Annotated in this window: 18 protein-coding genes and 5 tRNA genes; 18 read left to right on the top strand and 5 right to left on the bottom strand. The window is 46.9% G+C overall.

Annotated elements, in window-relative coordinates:
* The first annotated feature begins 104 nt into the window (after positions 1-104).
* The 5 genes from accD to purF are packed head-to-tail and all read left to right on the top strand — an operon-like array spanning position 105 to position 5,007.
* Positions 105-980 (top strand): acetyl-CoA carboxylase, carboxyltransferase subunit beta, encoded by an 876-nt coding sequence (gene accD / locus MHM94_RS14330; RefSeq protein ID WP_022945652.1) that lies wholly within the window; start codon positions 105-107, stop codon positions 978-980.
* Between the two features lie 30 nt (positions 981-1,010).
* Positions 1,011-2,279, top strand: a complete 1,269-nt coding sequence (gene folC / locus MHM94_RS14325) for a bifunctional tetrahydrofolate synthase/dihydrofolate synthase (RefSeq protein WP_235419677.1) — start codon at positions 1,011-1,013, stop codon at positions 2,277-2,279.
* Between the two features lie 2 nt (positions 2,280-2,281).
* Entirely contained in the window at positions 2,282-2,905 is a 624-nt protein-coding gene (locus tag MHM94_RS14320) for an SPOR domain-containing protein (protein WP_130147224.1), read from the top strand.
* Between the two features lie 60 nt (positions 2,906-2,965).
* A complete protein-coding gene (locus MHM94_RS14315) occupies positions 2,966-3,460 on the top strand; it encodes a CvpA family protein (protein WP_022945649.1) in 495 nt (164 codons plus the stop codon).
* 17 nt (positions 3,461-3,477) lie between these two features.
* Positions 3,478-5,007 (top strand): amidophosphoribosyltransferase, encoded by a 1,530-nt coding sequence (gene purF, locus MHM94_RS14310; protein WP_235419676.1) that lies wholly within the window; start codon positions 3,478-3,480, stop codon positions 5,005-5,007.
* Between the two features lie 60 nt (positions 5,008-5,067).
* Here purF and MHM94_RS14305 read toward each other — a convergent pair whose 3' ends face one another.
* Positions 5,068-5,667: a Yip1 family protein gene (locus MHM94_RS14305; RefSeq protein ID WP_022945647.1), complete on the bottom strand. Its 600-nt coding sequence runs from the start codon at positions 5,665-5,667 to the stop codon at positions 5,068-5,070.
* Between the two features lie 155 nt (positions 5,668-5,822).
* Between MHM94_RS14305 and MHM94_RS14300 the strand changes: the two genes are divergently transcribed.
* Positions 5,823-6,593, top strand: coding sequence for a tRNA isopentenyl-2-thiomethyl-A-37 hydroxylase MiaE (locus MHM94_RS14300; protein ID WP_130147222.1), 771 nt, complete (start codon positions 5,823-5,825; stop codon positions 6,591-6,593).
* Here the strand turns inward: MHM94_RS14300 and MHM94_RS14295 are convergent.
* The 3 genes from MHM94_RS14295 to ppiB form a co-directional block, all read right to left on the bottom strand.
* Positions 6,566-7,366 (bottom strand): transporter substrate-binding domain-containing protein, encoded by an 801-nt coding sequence (locus MHM94_RS14295; protein WP_130147220.1) that lies wholly within the window; start codon positions 7,364-7,366, stop codon positions 6,566-6,568. The genes MHM94_RS14300 and MHM94_RS14295 overlap by 28 nt on opposite strands.
* A gap of 72 nt (positions 7,367-7,438) precedes the next feature.
* On the bottom strand, positions 7,439-8,191 hold the full coding sequence (gene lpxH / locus MHM94_RS14290; protein ID WP_130147218.1) for a UDP-2,3-diacylglucosamine diphosphatase: 753 nt from the start codon (positions 8,189-8,191) through the stop codon (positions 7,439-7,441).
* A 43-nt stretch (positions 8,192-8,234) separates the two neighbouring features.
* Positions 8,235-8,726 (bottom strand): peptidylprolyl isomerase B, encoded by a 492-nt coding sequence (ppiB, locus tag MHM94_RS14285; RefSeq protein WP_045978120.1) that lies wholly within the window; start codon positions 8,724-8,726, stop codon positions 8,235-8,237.
* Positions 8,727-8,911: 185 nt separating this feature from the next.
* Between ppiB and cysS the strand changes: the two genes are divergently transcribed.
* Positions 8,912-10,291, top strand: coding sequence for a cysteine--tRNA ligase (gene cysS / locus MHM94_RS14280; protein ID WP_138549129.1), 1,380 nt, complete (start codon positions 8,912-8,914; stop codon positions 10,289-10,291).
* 195 nt (positions 10,292-10,486) lie between these two features.
* A complete protein-coding gene (locus MHM94_RS14275) occupies positions 10,487-11,398 on the top strand; it encodes an EamA family transporter (protein WP_235419675.1) in 912 nt (303 codons plus the stop codon).
* Positions 11,399-11,450: 52 nt separating this feature from the next.
* Here the strand turns inward: MHM94_RS14275 and folD are convergent, their stop codons facing one another.
* Positions 11,451-12,308, bottom strand: a complete 858-nt coding sequence (gene folD / locus MHM94_RS14270; RefSeq protein ID WP_022945640.1) for a bifunctional methylenetetrahydrofolate dehydrogenase/methenyltetrahydrofolate cyclohydrolase FolD — start codon at positions 12,306-12,308, stop codon at positions 11,451-11,453.
* A 357-nt stretch (positions 12,309-12,665) separates the two neighbouring features.
* On the opposite strand from folD, the gene MHM94_RS14265 reads away from it, so the two are divergent.
* The 10 genes from MHM94_RS14265 (at position 12,666) to hupB (ending at position 20,586) form a co-directional block, all read left to right on the top strand.
* Positions 12,666-12,742, top strand: a tRNA-Pro gene (locus MHM94_RS14265).
* 50 nt (positions 12,743-12,792) lie between these two features.
* Positions 12,793-12,869: transfer RNA gene (locus tag MHM94_RS14260), tRNA-Arg, on the top strand.
* Between the two features lie 8 nt (positions 12,870-12,877).
* Positions 12,878-12,953 (top strand) — tRNA-His (locus MHM94_RS14255).
* Positions 12,954-12,973: 20 nt separating this feature from the next.
* Positions 12,974-13,050, top strand: a tRNA-Pro gene (locus MHM94_RS14250).
* A gap of 28 nt (positions 13,051-13,078) precedes the next feature.
* Positions 13,079-13,155 (top strand) — tRNA-Pro (locus MHM94_RS14245).
* A gap of 1,016 nt (positions 13,156-14,171) precedes the next feature.
* Positions 14,172-15,476, top strand: a complete 1,305-nt coding sequence (tig, locus tag MHM94_RS14240; RefSeq protein ID WP_022944379.1) for a trigger factor — start codon at positions 14,172-14,174, stop codon at positions 15,474-15,476.
* 104 nt (positions 15,477-15,580) lie between these two features.
* Positions 15,581-16,198: an ATP-dependent Clp endopeptidase proteolytic subunit ClpP gene (clpP, locus tag MHM94_RS14235; protein ID WP_022944380.1), complete on the top strand. Its 618-nt coding sequence runs from the start codon at positions 15,581-15,583 to the stop codon at positions 16,196-16,198.
* A 115-nt stretch (positions 16,199-16,313) separates the two neighbouring features.
* A complete protein-coding gene (gene clpX, locus MHM94_RS14230; protein WP_022944381.1) occupies positions 16,314-17,597 on the top strand; it encodes an ATP-dependent protease ATP-binding subunit ClpX in 1,284 nt (427 codons plus the stop codon).
* Between the two features lie 128 nt (positions 17,598-17,725).
* A complete protein-coding gene (gene lon / locus MHM94_RS14225) occupies positions 17,726-20,086 on the top strand; it encodes an endopeptidase La (RefSeq protein WP_138509141.1) in 2,361 nt (786 codons plus the stop codon).
* A gap of 227 nt (positions 20,087-20,313) precedes the next feature.
* Positions 20,314-20,586: a nucleoid-associated protein HU-beta gene (gene hupB, locus MHM94_RS14220; protein WP_022944383.1), complete on the top strand. Its 273-nt coding sequence runs from the start codon at positions 20,314-20,316 to the stop codon at positions 20,584-20,586.
* Positions 20,587-20,676 lie beyond the last annotated feature (90 nt).

Raw genomic sequence — 20,676 nt, 5'->3', positions numbered from 1 at the left:
TTATATCTAAGCAACTAATTTCATGTTTTAATTGTGCTAATTTATCGGCTAATTTTGGGGTGCTCAATCCGCCCCGGTCCTGACAAGCATTAAGAGAGTTGCCAATGAGCTGGTTAGAAAAAATCTTACCAAAAACCACAAAATCTTCTGGCAAGAAAGAAATTCCAGAAGGGGTGTGGGCTAAGTGTACGTCGTGCGATTCGATTCTGTACAAAGCAGAATTAGAAAAAGCCATGAACGTATGCCCGAAATGTGATCACCACATGCGTATCAGCGCCCGTAAACGTTTAGAGCTATTTCTCGATGACGCTGGGCGCGCCGAGCTCGGTGAGCAGCATGAGCCAAAAGATGTACTGAAGTTTAAAGACTCAAAAAAATATTCAGACCGTATCAGCGCTGCGAACAAAAGCAGTGGCGAGAAAGACGCCTTAGTCGCTATGAAAGGGCAACTTAAAGGCATTCCTGTTGCGGCGGTATCGTTTGAGTTTGCCTACATGGGTGGCTCAATGGGCTCTGTTGTTGGCGCCCGCTTCGTTGAAGCCGTCAATGTGTGCTTAGAGCATAATATGCCGTTGGTGTGCTTTTCTGCATCAGGCGGTGCACGCATGCAAGAAGCATTGATGTCGTTGATGCAAATGGCTAAAACCAGTGCCGCGTTAGCAAAAATGAGTGAAAAAGGGCTGCCTTTTATTTCCGTACTGACTGACCCAACAATGGGGGGTGTATCGGCTTCTTTAGCTATGCTAGGTGATGTGAATATTGCTGAGCCCAAAGCACTGATTGGATTTGCCGGCCCACGAGTTATTGAACAAACAGTACGTGAAACTCTCCCAGAGGGCTTCCAGCGCAGTGAGTTCTTATTAGAGCATGGTGCTATCGACATGATCGTTGATCGCCGCGAAATGCGCGACACTGTGGCGCGTTTATTGGCTAAGCTAATGAACTTGCCTTCTACCGAACAAGAGCATAGAGTAGCGTAAATTTCTCGGTAACCTAGAAACTTACAACCTATGTCAGATTCCATACCGAGCCAATCGTCAAGCCTTGATGATTGGCTTTGTTATTTAGAGCAAATCCATCCTGCTAACATCGAAATGGGCCTTGAGCGCGTGCAGAACGTTGCCGATAAGATGGGCCTTGTTCATACCCCTAGCAAAGTAATTTTAATTGCCGGCACCAATGGTAAAGGCACCACCGCACAATGCTTGGAAAAGCTATTACTGAGCCAAGGATATTCCGTGGGCACCTATGCCTCTCCTCATCTTATTCGCTATAACGAGCGGGTCCGCATCAATGGCGCCGAGCTTGACGATCAATACCATGTTGATGCCTTTAACAGTCTCGAGCAAGGACGAGGCGATGTGCCACTTACCTATTTTGAATATGGCACCTTGGCAGCGCTGGCAATTTTTAAACGCGAAGCGGTGGATTATGTGCTCTTGGAAGTAGGGCTTGGGGGACGTTACGACGCCACCAATATAGTTAATCCAGTCGCGAGCGTGATCACTACCGTCGATCTCGATCATAAAGAGTACCTCGGTGATACCCGTGAACTGGTTGGTTATGATAAGGCGGGGGTTTTTCGTAGCAATGTACCCGCAGTGGTGGGTGACTTAGATATCCCCCACACTGTGATGGATTATGGCGAGCAAATTAATGCCGATTTGTGCCTGTCTAAGCGCGACTTTATTTTTACCGAAGATGAAGCAACCTTCAATTGGCAGATGGGCAAGCTGTCGCTGACCTTTGCTAAACCCGCTATTCCGGCGCAAAATGCCGCTACCGCATTGAGTGTGTTAGCAAAACTAGATTTATTACCGGCGGTAACAGACATAGCTGATTGTTTGAAACAACTTCAGGTAAAAGGGCGCTTTCAACAACTGAGTAAGGAGCCCTTGGTCTATACTGATGTGGCCCATAACCGAGAATCAGCCCGTTATTTAGCCACACGTTTACAGAGCCTTCAGGCACAGGGTAAGACAATACATGCCATTATCGGCATGCTGGGTGATAAAGAGCATGCCGACGTGATTACCGCGATGGCACCGGTGGTTACTCATTGGCACGTAGCTGGATTAGATAATCCGCGCGGGTTGAGTGCACAGCAATTAACAGCCAAAATGACACAGTCTGTCAAGGTTGAAGGAACATATGAGCAGGTCAGTGACGCAATGCGCGCTGTTTTACCACAACTTTGTGCGCAAAGCCTTTTGATTATATTCGGATCGTTTTACACTGTAGCACAAGCAATCACCTTTTTTGATAACGAGAGGGCGTAACAGTGAACTCAGGGTTTATAAACCGCTTAGTGGGAACCATTATTGTCGTCGTCGCTGCGGTCGTTTTTATTCCCAATATCCTTGATGGCGATAAAGTGCGCTACAAAGAAGGGTTTAAAGCCATCCCAGAGCGCCCTGAGTTTAAGTCTATTGATCTGCAAGAAGCGTTATCGGAAAAAGCCGATAGCGCACCACTGCCTGATGATGCCAAAAGCGAAGAACTGGCAGCCGATGACGATAAGTTGCAACAGCGTGGTGATACTCAAAGCGGGGCTGATGAACAAAGTGCGCAGCAGGTTACCGAGCGCAATGATACGGTCACGGTTAACACCTTAACCAAAGATGAGCCATTGACCCGCCCACAACAGAGTGCGTTAAAAGAAATGGCCTACGTGGTGCAGTTGGGGGCCTTCTCTCGCCAAGGTAGCGTGGATGCCTTGAGCAAAAAGCTTAAAGATGCCGGTTTTAATGTATTTACCCGCCCGGTGAAGACCCCAAATGGCGAATTGACGAAAGTGTTAGTGGGGCCTGAATTGGATAAGGCAACCTTGGAAAAGCAACTCCCCCAGTTGCAAAAGCTCACTAACTTAAAAGGGCGTATCACTCAATTCCAAGTGACAAAATGATCTGGTATTTAGTGCCTCGCTCCGTTAGAATGCGCCCCAAATAAACGACTAGTGGTTATTATGATCTGGGTTGATTACGCCATTGCCGGCATTATTGCACTGTCCACCATAATTGGTTTAGTGCGTGGCTTTGTTAAAGAGTCAATGTCGTTAGCCGTATGGGCCGCCGCGTTTTTTGTCTCCAGTTTATTTTACCCCTATTTAGCTTCCTACCTTACCAATATTTCAGAACCCCTTTTAAGAAATGCAGCAGCGATAGCCATATTATTTTTCTCTACGTTGCTTTTAGGCGGATTGCTAAACTATATTTTAGGCGAACTAGTGCAGCGCACTGGGTTGTCGGGCACCGATCGCGTATTTGGAATCGTGTTTGGTGCTTTACGTGGCGTGTTAGTCGTGAGCGCCATACTCTTCTTCCTGGATGCCTTTACCGGAGCCCCAAACACCGACTGGTGGAGCGCATCTCGACTAATCCCTGAATTTGGCTTTGTGATTGAGTGGTTTTTTGACTATCTCGAACACAATTCAAGCTTTTTAAATTCAGCTAACCGTTAATCGGCGAGGAAATTTTAATGTGTGGTATCGTTGGTATAGTCGGAACATCGCCCGTCAATCAGGCGCTGTATGACGGCTTGACTGTTTTGCAACACCGAGGCCAAGACGCGGCCGGTATTATTACCATAGACAATAATACCTTTAGTCTGCGTAAAGCCAATGGTCTAGTTAAGGATGTGTTCCATACTAGACATATGAAACGTCTGCAGGGAAATATTGGCATCGGCCATGTACGTTACCCTACCGCAGGTACGTCAAGCTCTGCAGAGGCACAGCCCTTTTATGTTAACTCGCCTTTTGGCATCGCCATGGCGCACAACGGCAACCTGACTAATGCCGAGCAGCTAAAAGAACAGCTATTTACCGAAGCGCGACGTCACGTTAACACGACCTCTGATTCAGAAATTCTCTTGAATATTCTTGCGCATGAATTCAGCAAATCTGACAAGCTGCACTTGGCACCAGAAGATATCTTCGCTGCGGTTTCTGAGGTTAACTCAAAAGTAGTGGGTGGGTATGCCACCATGGCGATGATTATCGGTCATGGCATCGTTGCTTTTCGTGACCCCCATGGCATTCGTCCGCTGATTTTCGGAAAACGTGAAACCGAAAAAGGCACCGAGTACATGTTCTCTTCAGAGAGCGTGGCACTGGATACTGACGGCTTTGAGGTGATTCGTGATGTGGCACCAGGTGAGGCCATTTACGTAACCGAGGATGGACAACTGTATTCGCAACTGTGTGCAGATAAGTCGGTACAAAACCCTTGTTTGTTTGAGTTCGTTTATTTTGCGCGACCGGATTCCACCATCGACAATATGTCGGTGTACGCTACTCGCGTTAATATGGGCACCAAACTAGGCGAAAAAATTAACCGTGAATGGGCTGACAAAGACATTGATGTGGTGATCCCCATCCCTGAAACATCCTGTGATATCGCCCTAGAAATTGCTTCGGTATTGGATTTACCTTATCGCCAAGGCTTTGTTAAAAACCGCTATATCGGCCGGACCTTTATCATGCCTGGGCAAGAGCTGCGTAAGAAGTCAGTGCGCCGCAAACTTAACGCGATAGATCGTGAGTTCAAAGGTAAAAATGTATTGCTGGTTGATGACTCTATTGTCCGTGGCACCACCTCAGCGCAAATTGTAGAGATGGCCCGAGAAGCCGGCGCTAAGAACGTTTATTTTGCTTCAGCAGCACCCGAGGTGCGCTTCCCTAACGTCTATGGTATCGATATGCCTTCAGCGGCAGAGCTAATTGCCCATGGACGTGAAGTAGAAGATATCAATGCCAGCATCGGCGCAGATGGCCTGATTTATCAATCGTTGGACGACTTGGTGGCTGCAGTGTCTCAGGAAAATCCAGAAATTAGTCGTTTTGAGACCTCTGTTTTTGATGGCAATTATGTTACGGGCGACATCAATCAGGACTACCTAAATCGTATTGATGAGTTGCGTAACGATGCTGCCAAATCAGTGCGAGAGCAAGCCATGTCATCGAGCTTGGAATTACACAACCAAGATAGCGATTCGCAAGATGACTAACTGTGGTTAAAGAGCAATAAAAAAGGAGCCAAAGGCTCCTTTTTTATTGCCCTCACACTGCTAACTGAAGACCGGCGAGACAATCCCGTTAGTCCACAAAATTGCGGTAGCGGCAAGAATAATAACGAGTAACACCAAACCACATGTCACTACAGAGCTGGCGTAAATAAAGCCTCGTTCATGAGGAATATGCATCAAGATAGGAACACCTGTGTAGAGTAAATACACCGAGTAGCCAACCGCGACAATGCCCACAGACACGATAAACCATAAAGTAGGGTAGAAGGCTGCAAACGCGGCCATAAACACGGGAGTAGAGGTATACGCCGCAAGCTCTAAGGTCTGCGTAAAAGTTGGCTCGGCGCCAAAGGTTTTTGCCATCCAGTGGGCCAGGTATGCAAGTGCAAAAACCCCGACAATCAGAGCAACATACATAGCCACAGCTATCAGCATGGCGCTGTTGTGAGTAAGAAATACGGCATCGCCCGTGCCGACATGCCAGCCTAAGTGTACGCCGGAGTAGTAGCCCATTGCACTGGGAATACAGGCGATGAGGAGAATATGCGATAAGCTGTAAAGTAAACTTTCGTGGCGATTATCAATCGTTTGCCACTCTTCCACTGGGTGGGCGTATAAGCCCCAAAGATGGTTCAAAATCATAGGTGTGCCCCTTAAATAAACTGGTTGTTATGGCTGTATTATTTTTCACCAGCCTTAATTAAGGTATCGTTCAGAGCAAAGAATTTGTCAAGAAAGCCCCATGGTAAAATCAGTATGGTAAAATGGTCGGCATTAGCGGTTAGTATTACAATTCTATGTTAGCGAAGTACCAACAACTCTTAGAACCGATCAACGCATTTTTACAATGTCAGACACCGGATGCATGGCTGCAGCAAGCAAAAAAGCCAGAGAACTTAACGGTAATTTTGACCGATCACCTTATTTGTGAGTTGAAAGCGGCACAAAGCGCCATGTACTTAATTCGTCGTTATGCGGTGGATGAGCAAAGTGCAGAAGCGCTGTTGGCTTGGCTCAAACCATACGAAGATTTTACCTACCGCCAGGTGGGGGATTGGCGAGAGCTGGCTGACTATAACCGCTTAAACAAATCGATGATGCCCAAGTCAGACACCCCTTATGGCCAAGAGCTGATCGATAAAATGGTGTTACTCATTAAAGAAGAATTGCACCACTTTTATCAAGTGTTAGAGATTATGCAAGCCTGTGGTATTGAATACGATAAAATTACCTCCAGCCGCTACGCCAAGGGCTTGTTGCGACATGTGCGCACCTACGAGCCGCAGGCGCTGATCGATAAATTGATTTGCGGCGCTTATATCGAAGCACGCTCATGCGAGCGCTTTGCTATGTTGGCCCCCCATGTTGATAAGCAACTGGGAGAATTCTACATCTCCTTATTGCGCTCAGAAGCGCGCCATTATCAAGATTACTTGAGCCTTGGCGAGCAAATAGCAGGTGAAGATATCAGTGCCCGCATCGCTTTTTTTGGTGAAGTAGAGGCGGAACTTATTTCATCTCCAGACCCAGATTTTAAATTTCACTCTGGTGCGCCAGTATCAAGATAGTGCTGTTTAAGTAAACTTAGTACTGCTTGTTGCTGCGGTGGCGGCAAAGGGTGCTGTGCCAATATATCCGCCACCCGACCTTGTTTGAGTAGACTTTGCATGCCGCTGCGAAACGCCTTTAGGTGATAATGGCTAAGAGGGTGTTGGCGGGCGAAGGCTAAATGTAAGGTGTTTTCGCTCAACGCCGGTGAATCAAACATCAAATGCTCAGAGAGTGCTAATTCACGAATAATATGTTCACCCACTTCTTGCGGACCGAGCACCCAGCTAATTCGTCGGCGTTCGAGTAATTGCAAGGCTTTGCTCAGATTGGGCAACTCAACGTAGTCGATGCCGCCATAGTTTATGAGCAGTTGCTCTTCACCATAGTCGCGACCAACGGCAATCGGGTCTTGTGCGACTAACGCTAAGTCGCCAGTAAAATCACGATTGCTCTTTGCATGGCGGAAAAATCCACTATGGGCTTTTGCCAGTGCGGCGCTAAAAACAAAGTCTTGCTGCCGCGCCGTGGTTTTATATGCGCCTAATACGGCCGAATATTTCCCTTTCTTTGTCCCTCGTAAGGCCCGAGACCACTGCGTAAAATGAATACGCACAACTATATTTTGGCTTCGGAAAGCTTCACTGACTAAATGGGCCATCCAGCCATGTTGATACAAAGTACTGGAAAAATAAGGTGGGAAAGGTTCGGTGGCGAGCTCTAAACGCTCCAATGCATGTGTGTGCTGACTGAGTATAAACACGAGTGCGCTTAAAAGTGCACGCAAGACCATACTTTGCTCCTATCGCAACATTGGGCAATCGTTCATTAGAGCAAGTATAGTTTGAAACTCAGCGAGCGCGAGTTAGTCAGCCTGTTGCCACTGTGTAAGCGTATCAGCATGGTCGCCATAGTGCAGCCGCATATGCTGTTTATCAACCACTAGAAAAGAGCTTTGCTCGTACCAATCACCGAGGACGATACGGGTTTGCTCTTGACTGTAATGATGCACTGCTGGGCGGTGAGTGTGGCCGTGGATCATGATCCTTACTTGATGTTTCGAAAAGGTATCAAGTACTGCTGAGCGCTCCACATCAAGAATTTCGATGGCCTTGTGCTGTTGGCTTTGTTTACTTTTCGCACGGGCCTTTTTCGCCACACGACGGCGATACCAAAGCGGCATCGCGAGCATCAATCGCGGCCACCACCAACCTCGGCTTTTGCGCCGAAAGCGCTGATATTCAAGATCTTGTGTGCACATTTCATCGCCATGCAATAGCAACACCGGTGTCCCATATAGGTCTATCACCGTTTGCTCTGCAAGCAGTGTCATGCCAGCTTTTTGCGCATAACGTTGACCAAGTAGAAAGTCGCGATTGCCATGGGTAAAGTAAATGGCAATACCTTGGTCTGCGAGTTGTTTAAGCCGAGCGGCAATATCATCACTGAATGCGTCACTGGCATCGTCGCCCACCCAAACCTCGAAGAAATCCCCTAATATGTATAAGGCATCTACTTGCTGATCTACTTCTTTATCAAGGAAGTCGAAAAAAGCATCTGTGATCTCTGGTTGGTTGCTACTGAGGTGGAGGTCGGCAATAAACAAGGTGCGTGACATAGGCGTCCAGATAGTAAGGTGGCGCGCGAGGCGCGCCTATAAGTTATTCAACAATGACTTTGTTGATGATTACATCTTCCAGGGGGACGTCTTGGTGGAAGCCGGCGCTGCCAGTTGCAACGTCTTTAATTTTCTCCACTACATCCATGCCTTCAACGACTTCGGCAAACACGCAATAACCCCAGCCTTGTGGAGTTTCACTGCTGAAGTTAAGGAAGTCATTGTCATTCACATTAATGAAGAATTGTGCCGTCGCTGAGTGTGGATCTGGGGTGCGAGCCATGGCCAGCGTGCCTTTTTTGTTGCTCAACCCGTTATTGGCTTCGTTTTTGATCGGTGACTGCACTTTTTTCTGTTCCATGCCCGGAGCAAAACCGCCGCCTTGAACCATAAAACCGTCGATGACACGGTGGAAAATAGTGCCGTCATAAAATCCAGATTTGGCGTAGTTCAAAAAGTTTTCAACCGTTACAGGGGCTTTGTCAGCAAACAGCGCGATTTTAATCGTGCCAAAGTTGGTATCTAGTACAACCATGATGAGTCTCTGATTTAATAATTAGGGGCCTATTTTATAGTAGGGTAGCGGATCAGACAATGCACCAAGCAATGACACTGCCCTAAAGGCTTTATTTTTGTTATTTTCAGAGGTCTTGCGTGTGGCGAGATAGTCGGGGCAGTGGTAAGATAGCGCCATTAATATAACGATAGGATCATATTGCAATGTTGCAGATATACAACACACTTTCACGTCAAAAAGAACGCTTTACTCCACTGAACGAGAATAAAGTAGACATGTATGTGTGTGGCATCACTATCTATGACTATTGCCATGTTGGTCATGCGCGCACCTATGTTTCCTTCGATGTGATGAATCGTTACCTCCGCTATCTCGGTTACGATGTCACTTATGTGCGTAATATCACCGATGTTGATGATAAAATCATTACCCGTGCTAATGACAACAATGAGCCTATTAACGCCTTAACAGAGCGGATGACCGCCGCGATGCACGAAGACTTTCGTGCCTTAAATATTCTTGATGCCGATATAGAGCCTACCGTTACCGGGCACATGGATGACATCATTGCGATGATCGAGCGGCTTATCGACAAAGAGCATGCCTATGTTGCCGATAGTGGCGATGTCTTATTTGATGTATCCACCTTTAAAGAGTACGGCAAGCTGTCGCAGCAAGACTTAGAGATGTTACAAGCGGGCGCGCGTGTTGATGTCGCAGCAGGTAAAGACGACCCCTTAGATTTTGTGTTGTGGAAAAAGGCTAAAGCGGGTGAGCCTAGTTGGTCTTCACCTTGGGGTGAGGGGCGTCCAGGGTGGCATATTGAATGCTCAGCTATGAGTTCAAAACACCTAGGTGAGTATTTTGATATTCACGGCGGTGGCTCTGATTTGCAGTTTCCACACCATGAGAATGAAATCGCTCAGTCATGCTGCGCCAATAATGGTCGCTACGTTAAAACTTGGATCCATACCGGCATGGTTCAGGTCAACAAAGAAAAAATGTCTAAGTCATTAGGCAACTTCTTTACCGTACGCGAAGTACTCAAAGCCTACGACCGCGAAACCGTACGCTATTTCCTTATAAACGGCCACTACCGGAGTCAGTTGAACTACTCGCAAGAGAATCTCGAGCAGGCGCGCTCATCGTTGGAGCGCTTATATACCGCTCTACGTGATGTTCAGCCTGTTGCTGTTGAACTGGACGGTCATCCGTTGGTAGCGCGTTTTGAGCAAGCCATGAATGACGACTTCAATACCCCTGAAGCCTTGCCTGTGCTGTTTGAGTTGGCGAAGGAAGTAAACCGCCTAAAAGGCCAAGATGAGCAAGGTGCAGGTGAGCATGCCTATATCTTAATTAAGCTGGCTGAAGTGTTAGGTATTGCCCAGCAAGACCCTGCTGCCTTTTTACAAGGTGAGCAAGACGATGATGAAACGCAAAAAATTGAAGCGTTGATCGCCAAACGTAATCAGGCTCGTGCTGATAAAGATTGGGCTGAGGCAGACGCCGCTCGTGATGCGCTTACGGCCATGGGAGTGGTACTCGAGGACTCCGCTGGTAAAACTACATGGCGTAAGGCCTAAGCGTTTATGTTAATTAAACGCCGCGCTTAGGCGCGGCGTTTTCGTTTTTACGTCACTCTTTTTCTCTCACCATGGTTGGCTGCACACTCAGTTCTTTGTTTTTTGAACGTTGCCTTTAAGTGGTGATTTTTCCATTGACCTCAATCTTAGTTGAGGTTTTACCCTGTTCGCGCTGAATATAACTATGGAGCGTTGATGAATATTCTACTGGCAATGATCCCCGCATTTTTATGGGGCACCACTTATGCGGTCACTAAGTACGCCACCCCAGATTGGCCGCCAATTCTTCTCGGTGCTTTACGCGCCTTGCCTGCAGGGGTACTGCTTTGGTTGATAAAGCCGTCGCTCCCTAAAGGTCGGCAATGGCGGGGGCTAACAGTGCTCGCTTTGGTCAATATTGCTCTGTTTTTTGCTTTTATTTTTGTTATGGCGGTGAATTTGCCAGCAGCCATTGCCGGTGTAGGCATGGTCTCGGTGCCGGTGGTGGCGATGATTTATACTTGGGTTGTTAAAGGTCAGCGCCCAACTGCCGTGCAATCGCTATGTGCTGTGGCCATTGTTACCATCGCTTGGTTATTGTTTGACCCTCAGCATGTCGAATTGAGCCTCCTAGGGCTTGCTGCTTTAGCTGGGGCGTTGTTGTGTATTGTCATTGGTAGCTCGCTAGTGCAAACCGTGAGTATGCATATTCATTGGTGGACCGTGCTCACCTGGCAGTTAATTATTGGCGGCACTGCGCTGCTCATAGCCGCCGCAGTGCAAGCCAGCATATTTACCCCCGATGCGTATATACCGCTTAGTGAGCCTATGACGGCAAAGCAATGGATCGCTTTGTTCTGGCTTATCGTTCCTAATACAGCACTTGCTTACACCTTGTACGTTTGGCTCTTAGGGCGTATGACGGTGGTGGAATTTACCTTTGGCACCATTGCCAACCCAATAGCAGGCATAGTAACAGCGGTAATTTTGCTCGCTGAACATTACCAAGGTTGGCAATATGCCTTGATGGCGTTGATGATCATGTTCTCGGTACTGCCACAGGGTGTTAACTTAGCAAAACAGCGGCTCAGACCGGTGGTGGCAGCCCAACCAAGGCAAGGGAAATAAGCACAAAAAAGCCAGCATTAAGCTGGCTTTTCTTTCATATTGACACTGGCTGTCAGTCGCTGTGATAGTTCTCACAGGCCTCAAGGGTATTTTCTATTAGGCTCGCCACCGTCATTGGGCCAACACCGCCGGGCACGGGCGTGATGTAACTGGCACGTTGACTCGCAGCCTCATAGGCAATATCGCCAACCAAAGAGCCATTATCAAGACGGTTGATGCCAACATCAATCACTAAAGCGCCGTCTTTCACCCATTCACCAGGAATAAACTCAGGTTTGCCTACTGCCACAACAAGTAAATCGGCACGACGAACGTGTTGCTCAAGGTCCTGGGTGAACTTGTGACAAACGGTAGTGGTACAGCCAGCGAGCAGCAGCTCCAATGACATGGGGCGGCCAACAATATTCGACGCGCCAACGACCACGGCATGCATGCCTTTATAACGAACCCCAGTGGAATCTAATAAGGTAATGATCCCCTTTGGTGTACATGGGCGCAATGCCGGCATACGTTGTGCTAAGCGGCCAATGTTATAAGGGTGAAAGCCATCGACATCTTTATGAGGGGTAATGCGCTCTAGTACTTTCTCTGCGTTCAGACCTTCAGGTAGAGGAAGTTGTACTAAAATACCATCAACTTCTTTGTCGGCATTGAGCTCGTCAACCAGCGCCAACAATTGCGCTTCGGTGGTATCACCTGGGAGATCGTAAGATTTGGAAACAAAGCCGACTTCGTCGCATGCTTTGCGCTTAGAACCTACATAAACTTGGCTAGCTGGGTCTTGCCCAACTAGTACCACCGCTAAACCAGGAGCACGAAGACCTTGCTCTTTCCTAGCAGCAACACGTGTAGCCACTTGCGAACGCACTTGCTTCGCAATTGCTTTACCATCAATGATGTTTGCCGTCATGGGTAACCTATACCTTGGGGTTAGTGTGCTTTTTGCTTTTATGCATGAGCAACACATGTGAACGAAATACTTTTATTATTAGTGAGGGCATTTTGGGGTCTCCCGTCACCAACTGGCGGATATTTTCGCAGAAAAGCGTCTTGCCGCCAAGGTAAAGGGGGATGCTTAGCATGCTTTTATGGTCTAAGGTGATAAAAAATCAACCAAAATTGCTAAAACAACAGCACTATGTCCTAAAAATGAGCAAACGCGCAGTTCAAGGAAAAAAAATGTTTGACCTTGTCAGGGCAAATCACTATTATGCACCCCGTTGTCAGCGAGGGGTCAGTAAAGAGTCCTCAATGATGCATCAAGTATCGGCGATTAGCGCAGTTTGGTAGCGCACTTGGTTTGGGTCCAAGGGGTCGCAGGTTCAAATCCTGCATCGCCGACCACTTTCTTAGAAAGTGTCACTTGGTTCGCACGAAGAAGTATTCGTTGCACCGCGCCCGTAGCTCAGTCGGATAGAGCAACGGCCTTCTAAGCCGTCGGTCGAAGGTTCGAATCCTTCCGGGTGCGCCATTATAGTGGCGGCTGTAGCTCAGTTGGTAGAGCCCTGGATTGTGATTCCGGTTGTCGTGGGTTCAAGTCCCATCAGTCGCCCCATTTTTCTACAATATGTTTATCGGCGATTAGCGCAGTTTGGTAGCGCACTTGGTTTGGGTCCAAGGGGTCGCAGGTTCAAATCCTGCATCGCCGACCATTTTCATATTTAGAACACATATCAGTATCGGCGATTAGCGCAGTTTGGTAGCGCACTTGGTTTGGGTCCAAGGGGTCGCAGGTTCAAATCCTGCATCGCCGACCATTTCTAATAAATTCAGAAAAACACATCTTGGTTTGGGTACAGCCCATTCAGTCGCAGGTTTAAATCCTGCATCGCCGACCACTTCTAAATAAATTCAGAAATACGCATCTTGGTTTGGGTACAGCCCATTCAGTCGCAGGTTCAAATCCTGCATCGCCGACCATTTCTAATAAATTCAGAAATACACATCTTGGTTTGGGTATGAACACATGCAGTCGCAGGTTCAAATCCTGCATCGCCGACCACTTCTAAATATATTCAGAAATACACATCTTGGTTTGGGTATAACTGCATACAGTCGCAGGTTCAAATCCTGCATCGCCGAGCACTTCTAAATAAATTCAGAAACACACATCTTGGTTTGGGTATGAACACATGCAGTCGCAGGTTCAAATCCTGCATCGCCGAGCACTTCTAAATATATTCAGAAATACACATCTTGGTTTGGGTATAACCTCATGCAGTCGCAGGTTCAAACTCTCTAACATACACCGCACCATCTTTCTCTTATCAGTCATCAACGTTTTGCGCTAGATATGAAAAGCATTGCTGCGTTTATCGCTACGCTCTTACTCGCCGACATCAGTTAATCCAAGATTCTTAGCCGACCTTATTTTTAAAGGCAGCTTTTTGTACAGATTCATAGAGTGGCATGTTGAACACAGCCCCATTAGCGATACTTTAACGCCAAGCGGTAATTACTTTTTTGACGCGAGTCCAACGTAGCTGTTGCTTAGAATTCATTGTTAGCAAATCCCCTCAATTTATTGCTGTAAAAGTAATCAGCAATGCGCCATACGCCCAATTTATTGGTGCTCGCTCTCGACTCTTATAAATATTAGGTTATAATGCCGCGTCTATTGTTTAACGTAAGTGCCCATAGGGCAGTGCAAGCATAGGGATCGCTGGCTATCGCCGAGGTGCATAATGTGCACTTAATGTGGTGTAGCAACTAATTGATCGCCATGTATGTAAGGAAGGCGCAAAGTCGCCACATTTGAAGATTGAGGTAAATCATGCAAGTTTCTGTTGAGACGACTCAAGGCCTTGAGCGCCGTCTGACTATCACTGTTCCTTCAGAGAACGTTGAGACCGAAGTAAAAAAACGCCTACAACAACTGTCTAAAACTCAACGTATCGACGGTTTCCGTCCGGGCAAAGTACCAGTTTCTATCATTAAAAAGCGTTACGGCACTGCTGTACTTCAAGAAGTTGCTGGCGAATTAATGCAGCGCAACTACATTGAAGCGATCGTTTCTGAGAAAATTAACCCAGCGGGTGCACCTTCATTTGCACCAAAAACGCTTGAGACAGGTAAAGACCTAGAATTCGAAGCGACTTTCGAAGTTTACCCTGAAGTTGAGCTTCAAGGTTTAGACAAAATCGCAGTAGAAAAGCCAGCTGTTGAAGTAAAAGACGAAGATCTAGAAAACATGCTAGAGACACTTCGTAAGCAGCACGCTTCTTGGAAAGAGTCTGATGACAAAGCCGGTGAAAATGACCGTGTAACAATCGACTTCGTTGGCACTATTGATGGCGAAGAGTTTGAAGGTGGTAAAGCTGAAGACTTCCCACTAGAGCTTGGCCAGGGTCGTATGATCCCAGGTTTTGAAGACAACATCGTTGGCAAGAAAGCCGGTGAAGAAGTTGTTGCTGACGTAACTTTCCCTGAAGAGTACCACGCTGAGAACCTTAAAGGTAAAGCGGCGCAGTTCACTATTACTGTGAAGAAAGTTGAAGTTCAAGAGCTTCCAGAGCTAAACGACGAGTTTGCTAAGCTGTTCGGTATTACCGAAGGCGGTGTTGACGCACTTAAAGAAGAAGTGAAGAAAAACATGAGCCGTGAGCTTGACCAAGCGGTTAAAGCCAAGGTTAAAGAACAGGCGATTGAAGGCCTACTTGAGCAAAACGAAGTGGACGTTCCAAAAGCACTTGTTGAGCAAGAAATCGATGCGCTTCGCAAGCAAGCGGCACAGCGTTTTGGTGGCGATGCTAACAACATGCCTGAGCTTCCTGCTGAACTATTCCAAGAGCAAGCAATTAAGCGTGTTAAAACCGGCCTACTGCTTGGTGAAGTAATCAAAGCGAACGAAATCGAAGCCGATGACGCAAAAGTAGAAGAGCTTATCAACACCATGGCGTCTGCATACGAAGACCCAAGTGAAGTAGTTGAATACTACAAATCAAATGATCAGCTTATGCAGCAAATGCGTAACGTAGCGATGGAAGAGCAAGCAATTGATGCTTTACTAGCCAACGCGAAAGTAACTGATGTTGAAACTGCGTTTGACGACATCATGAACCCGCAGGCAGCTCAATAAGTCGTTGACTTAAGCTAAAAGCAACGTTTAAATGGCTCGTATGCTTTGTTTACAAAGCACCGAGCCATTTTAGTTTGTGTCGGTCACTAAGGAATCAAGTAATAATGAATAATGGTATGACAGATCCCCTAAACGCGTTAGTGCCAATGGTAGTTGAGCAAACTGCTAAAGGTGAGCGCTCTTTCGATATTTACTCGCGCCTTCTAAAAGAGCGAATCATTTTCTTAACTGGCCCAGTAGAAGACCAAATGGCCAACTTGATTGTGGCTCAGCTATTGTTCCTTGAATCAGAAAACCCAGACAAAGACATTCACCTTTATATTAATTCACCAGGCGGCTCTGTAAGCGCTGGTATGTCTATTTACGACACCATGAACTTTATCAAGCCAGATGTAAGCACCTTGTGCGTCGGTCAAGCCGCAAGCATGGGCGCGTTTTTATTATCTGGTGGTGCCAAAGGTAAGCGTCACTGTCTGCCTAACTCACGTGTGATGATTCACCAACCATTAGGTGGGTTCCAGGGCCAGGCGTCTGATATTGAGATTCACGCCAAAGAAATTTTATATATCAAAGACAAACTAAACCGCTTGCTAGCTGAGCACACCGGCCAGCCGCTCGATGTTATCGCTCGTGATACTGACCGTGATAACTTCATGACTGCTGATGCGGCTGTTGAGTACGGGCTGATCGATTCGGTCTTTGATCGCCGTAACGATAAATAAGCGCGAGCGCATTTGCCAAACAGCTGCGCATTGATAAGTAAAGTTTGGTATATTTGTTAAGAAGTACATTTGCTACTATGAATAAAAATAGTAGCGCAAAGAATGAGGTAGCTGAATGTCCGATAAACCAACAGACGGCGAAAAGACTAGCAAGCTGCTGTACTGCTCGTTTTGTGGTAAATCGCAGCACGAAGTACGCAAGCTAATTGCAGGTCCATCTGTTTATATTTGTGATGAATGTGTCGAGCTGTGTAACGACATCATCAGGGAAGAAATTAAAGATATCGCGCCAAAAACCAACGCGTCCGATAAGCTGCCCGTTCCAAAAGAGATCCGCAGCCACCTAGATGACTATGTGATCGGCCAAGAGCACGCGAAAAAGGTATTGTCAGTAGCGGTATACAACCACTACAAACGTCTTCGCAACGCGGGTACCACCGAAGGTATCGAACTCGGTAAAAGTAATATTTTGCTGATTGGTCCAACGGGCAGTGGTAAAACCTTACTCGCAGAAACGATGGCACGCCTATTGGATGTACCATTCACCATGGCGGATGCCACAACGTTAACCGAAGCGGGTTACGTCGGTGAAGACGTCGAGAATATCATTCAGAAACTACTGCAAAAGTGTGATTACGACGTCGAGAAGGCTCAGCGCGGGATCGTTTACATTGATGAAATTGATAAAATTTCTCGTAAATCAGATAACCCATCCATCACTCGTGATGTGTCAGGGGAAGGGGTGCAACAGGCGCTGCTTAAACTGATTGAAGGGACTGTTGCCTCGGTGCCACCACAAGGTGGTCGTAAGCATCCTCAGCAAGAGTTTTTACAAGTAGACACCTCGAAGATCCTGTTTATCTGTGGCGGTGCTTTCGCCGGATTAGACAAGGTTATCGAGCAACGCAGTGCTAAGAATACCGGTATTGGTTTTGGCGCACACGTTAAGTCTGCCGATGGTGAGCGTAGCATCAGTGAAACGTTTAAAGACGTGGAACCAGAAGATCTAGTTAAATACGGTCTTATTCCAGAGTTCATTGGTCGTTTGCCTGTGGTTGCAACGCTTACTGAATTGGACGAGGATGCACTGATTCAGATTTTGAACGAACCTAAAAACGCATTGACTAAGCAATTCTCTTCCTTATTCCAAATGGAAGATGTTGAGCTTGAATTCCGAGAAGATGCTTTACGTGCGATTGCTCACAAAGCGATGGAACGTAAAACCGGTGCTCGTGGCTTACGCTCGATTGTTGAAGGCGTATTGTTGGAAACCATGTATGAGCTGCCTTCGATGGAAGGAGTCTGCAAGGTGGTAATAGACGAGACAGTGATTAAGGGTGAGTCAGACCCTATCTTGATTTACGAAAACAGCAGCCAAGACAAGGCCGCGTCAGAGTAAAAAACAAGCAGTTTAATTAAAAAAGGAGCACTAAGCTCCTTTTTTTATAAATTTGTTTGAACTTTCCCCCCTTTATCCCCATATACTTGGGTAATCTTTAAATTTTAAGAAGTCCGAAGAGAGTTAGCATGACGCTTGAAAGAACGGATCGCGTAGACATTCCAGTATTGGCGCTAAGGGATGTGGTGGTGTATCCCCACATGGTGATCCCTTTGTTCGTCGGTCGGGAAAAGTCGATTCGCTGCCTTGAAGCAGCGATGGATAAAGACAAACAAATTTTCTTAGTGGCACAAAAAGACGCTTCTGTCGATGACCCACAAACGGATGAAATATATACCGTAGGGACAGTCGCGAGTGTGCTGCAGCTACTCAAGCTACCCGATGGCACTGTCAAGGTGCTGGTTGAGGGCACGCAACGCGCCGCTATTACCCATTATACGCAAGAAGAAGAGTACTTCGCAGCCGAAGTTGAGTATATTCCTTCGACTGATATTGATGAGCGAGAGCAGGATATTTTCATCCGCAGTGCGATAAGCCAATTTGAAGGTTACGTTAAGCTCAACAAAAAAATTCCACCAGAAGTACTTACCTCGGTGTCGGGGATTGATGAGCCCGCACGCTTAGCCGATACCATGGCTGCGCATATGCCTATCAAGGTGCCCGAAAAGCAGAAAGTGCTGGAAATCAGTGACGTCACCGAGCGCCTTGAATACCTTATGGCAATGATGGAGGGCGAAATAGACCTCCTGCAAGTAGAGAAAAAAATTCGTGCCCGCGTTAAAAAGCAAATGGAAAAGTCACAGCGCGAGTACTATCTCAACGAGCAAATGAAAGCCATTCAAAAAGAGTTAGGTGAATTGGATGATGTGCCTGACGAGTTTGAAGGTTTACAAAAGAAGATAACAGAGTCGGGGATGCCAGCCGAAGCCGAAGAAAAGGCGATGGCGGAGCTGAAAAAACTGAAAATGATGTCGCCGATGTCGGCCGAAGCAACGGTGGTGCGCTCTTATATAGATACCATGGTTAATGTGCCGTGGAAGAAAAAATCAAAAGTGAAAAAAGACCTAGCAGGGGCACAAAAGATTCTTGATGCCGACCACTATGGTCTCGAAAAAGTAAAAGACCGCATCATTGAATATTTGGCGGTGCAGCACCGTACCAACAAGCTTAAAGGCCCCATTTTATGTCTTGTAGGCCCACCAGGCGTGGGCAAAACGTCACTAGGGCAAAGCATTGCTCGAGCGACGGGTCGCAAGTACGTGCGTATGGCACTGGGCGGCGTACGTGATGAAGCCGAAATTCGCGGTCACCGCCGCACTTACATCGGCTCTATGCCGGGTAAGTTAATCCAGAATATGACCAAAGTAGGGGTTCGTAACCCGCTGTTCTTATTGGATGAAATCGACAAGATGTCATCGGATATGCGTGGCGATCCTGCATCTGCTTTACTGGAGGTGCTGGACCCAGAGCAAAACAGCACCTTTGCTGATCACTATCTAGAAGTTGACTATGATCTATCCGATGTGATGTTTGTTGCCACTTCTAACAGCTTCAACATACCAGGCCCATTGTTGGACCGTATGGAAGTGATCCGTTTATCCGGCTACACCGAAGACGAGAAACTCAATATCTCCAAGCAGCACTTAATCCCCAAGCAAATTAAGCGCAATGGCTTGAAAGAAAAAGAAGTGACCATCGAAGACAGCGCCATTATTGGCATTATCCGTTATTACACCCGTGAAGCCGGGGTTCGTAACTTAGAACGCGAGATTTCCAAGTTATGTCGTAAAGCGGTGAAAAATATTTTGCTCGATAAAGGTCTTAAACACATTACCATCAATGATGAAAACCTAGAAGAATACCTAGGTGTGCAACGTTACGATTACGGTAAAGTGGAAGGTGATGACCGCATCGGTCAGGTCACTGGTCTGGCGTGGACTGAAGTGGGGGGAGACCTACTGACTATTGAATCGTCTGCGGTACCAGGTAAAGGTAAGTTAAGCTACACCGGTTCATTGGGCGACGTCATGAAAGAGTCGATTCAAGCCGCGATGACCGTGGTACGCGATCGCACTGAAAAATTGCGTATTAACGATGACTTCCACGAAAAGCGTGATATTCATGTGCACGTGCCTGAAGGCGCCACACCAAAAGACGGTCCCAGCGCGGGCATCGCCATGGTGACTGCTTTAGTCTCAAGCTTAACGGGTAACCCTGTGCGCTCCGATGTGGCGATGACCGGTGAAATCACCTTACGCGGTGAAGTATTGCCTATCGGTGGTCTTAAAGAAAAACTGTTAGCGGCACACCGTGGCGGTATTAAAACAGTGGTCATTCCCAAAAAGAATGAGCGGGACCTAAAAGAGATACCAGAAAACGTTCGTGAAGGCCTTGAAATTCACCCTGTTCAGTGGATTGACGAGGTGTTAGATCACGCATTGGCGCAGCCTGTGGAGCGTTTTTCAACAGATCGTGCAAAAAGTGAGTAAAAATCACAAAAAATTGCCGCAAAGGGCTTTTCAAATCACACCTGTGTGATAAGTTAAGCACTAGATTTTGAGCCTAGGCCTTGTCCGGCCTAGGTTTCAAGCAGATCTAGGTGTTAGAAAAACGACCTTTGTTTTTCTAAATTACATAGCAAAGTGATGAGGCCGTTTTGTGTAAAACCGCACAAGGTTAGTCGCTCTGGATAATAACAATGTAAGGGGATGATATTGTGAATAAGTCTCAATTAATCGATCAAATCGCAGCTGATGCTGACATTTCTAAAGCGGCTGCAGGTCGTGCGTTGGATTCATTCATTGAGTCAGTATCAACTGCACTTAAAGACGGCGATTCCGTTGCCCTAGTTGGTTTCGGTACTTTTTCTGTACGTGAGCGCGCAGCGCGCACTGGCCGTAACCCGCAAACTGGTGAAGAAATTCAAATTGCTGCTGCAAACATTCCTTCGTTTAAAGCAGGTAAAGCGCTTAAAGACGCAGTTAACTAATTTGCGAAACTTGAGCTGCAATTAGCGCAACTGTGCTAGATTGCTTCAAGTGAAAAAGCGTATCTGTTAAGATACGCTTTTTTTATACCC

The organism is Pseudoalteromonas sp. CNAT2-18.1 (genome assembly GCF_022347865.1).
GTDB classification, from domain to species: Bacteria; Pseudomonadota; Gammaproteobacteria; order Enterobacterales; family Alteromonadaceae; genus Pseudoalteromonas; species Pseudoalteromonas ruthenica.
This window is presented reverse-complemented; position numbering and strand designations above follow the sequence as displayed.

Excerpts from the sequence above, each read along its gene's own strand:
- purF (WP_235419676.1), top strand. The coding sequence starts at position 3,478 with ATGTGTGGTATCGTTGGTATAGTCGGAACATCGCCCGTCAATCAGGCG.
- lpxH (WP_130147218.1), bottom strand. The coding sequence starts at position 8,191 with ATGTCACGCACCTTGTTTATTGCCGACCTCCACCTCAGTAGCAACCAA.
- clpP (WP_022944380.1), top strand. The coding sequence starts at position 15,581 with ATGAATAATGGTATGACAGATCCCCTAAACGCGTTAGTGCCAATGGTA.
- ppiB (WP_045978120.1), bottom strand. The coding sequence starts at position 8,726 with ATGGTTGTACTAGATACCAACTTTGGCACGATTAAAATCGCGCTGTTT.
- clpX (WP_022944381.1), top strand. The coding sequence starts at position 16,314 with ATGTCCGATAAACCAACAGACGGCGAAAAGACTAGCAAGCTGCTGTAC.
- MHM94_RS14305 (WP_022945647.1), bottom strand. The coding sequence starts at position 5,667 with ATGATTTTGAACCATCTTTGGGGCTTATACGCCCACCCAGTGGAAGAG.
- MHM94_RS14295 (WP_130147220.1), bottom strand. The coding sequence starts at position 7,366 with ATGGTCTTGCGTGCACTTTTAAGCGCACTCGTGTTTATACTCAGTCAG.
- MHM94_RS14300 (WP_130147222.1), top strand. The coding sequence starts at position 5,823 with ATGTTAGCGAAGTACCAACAACTCTTAGAACCGATCAACGCATTTTTA.
- tig (WP_022944379.1), top strand. The coding sequence starts at position 14,172 with ATGCAAGTTTCTGTTGAGACGACTCAAGGCCTTGAGCGCCGTCTGACT.
- lon (WP_138509141.1), top strand. The coding sequence starts at position 17,726 with ATGACGCTTGAAAGAACGGATCGCGTAGACATTCCAGTATTGGCGCTA.
- accD (WP_022945652.1), top strand. The coding sequence starts at position 105 with ATGAGCTGGTTAGAAAAAATCTTACCAAAAACCACAAAATCTTCTGGC.
- cysS (WP_138549129.1), top strand. The coding sequence starts at position 8,912 with ATGTTGCAGATATACAACACACTTTCACGTCAAAAAGAACGCTTTACT.
- MHM94_RS14275 (WP_235419675.1), top strand. The coding sequence starts at position 10,487 with ATGAATATTCTACTGGCAATGATCCCCGCATTTTTATGGGGCACCACT.
- folC (WP_235419677.1), top strand. The coding sequence starts at position 1,011 with ATGTCAGATTCCATACCGAGCCAATCGTCAAGCCTTGATGATTGGCTT.
- folD (WP_022945640.1), bottom strand. The coding sequence starts at position 12,308 with ATGACGGCAAACATCATTGATGGTAAAGCAATTGCGAAGCAAGTGCGT.
- MHM94_RS14315 (WP_022945649.1), top strand. The coding sequence starts at position 2,966 with ATGATCTGGGTTGATTACGCCATTGCCGGCATTATTGCACTGTCCACC.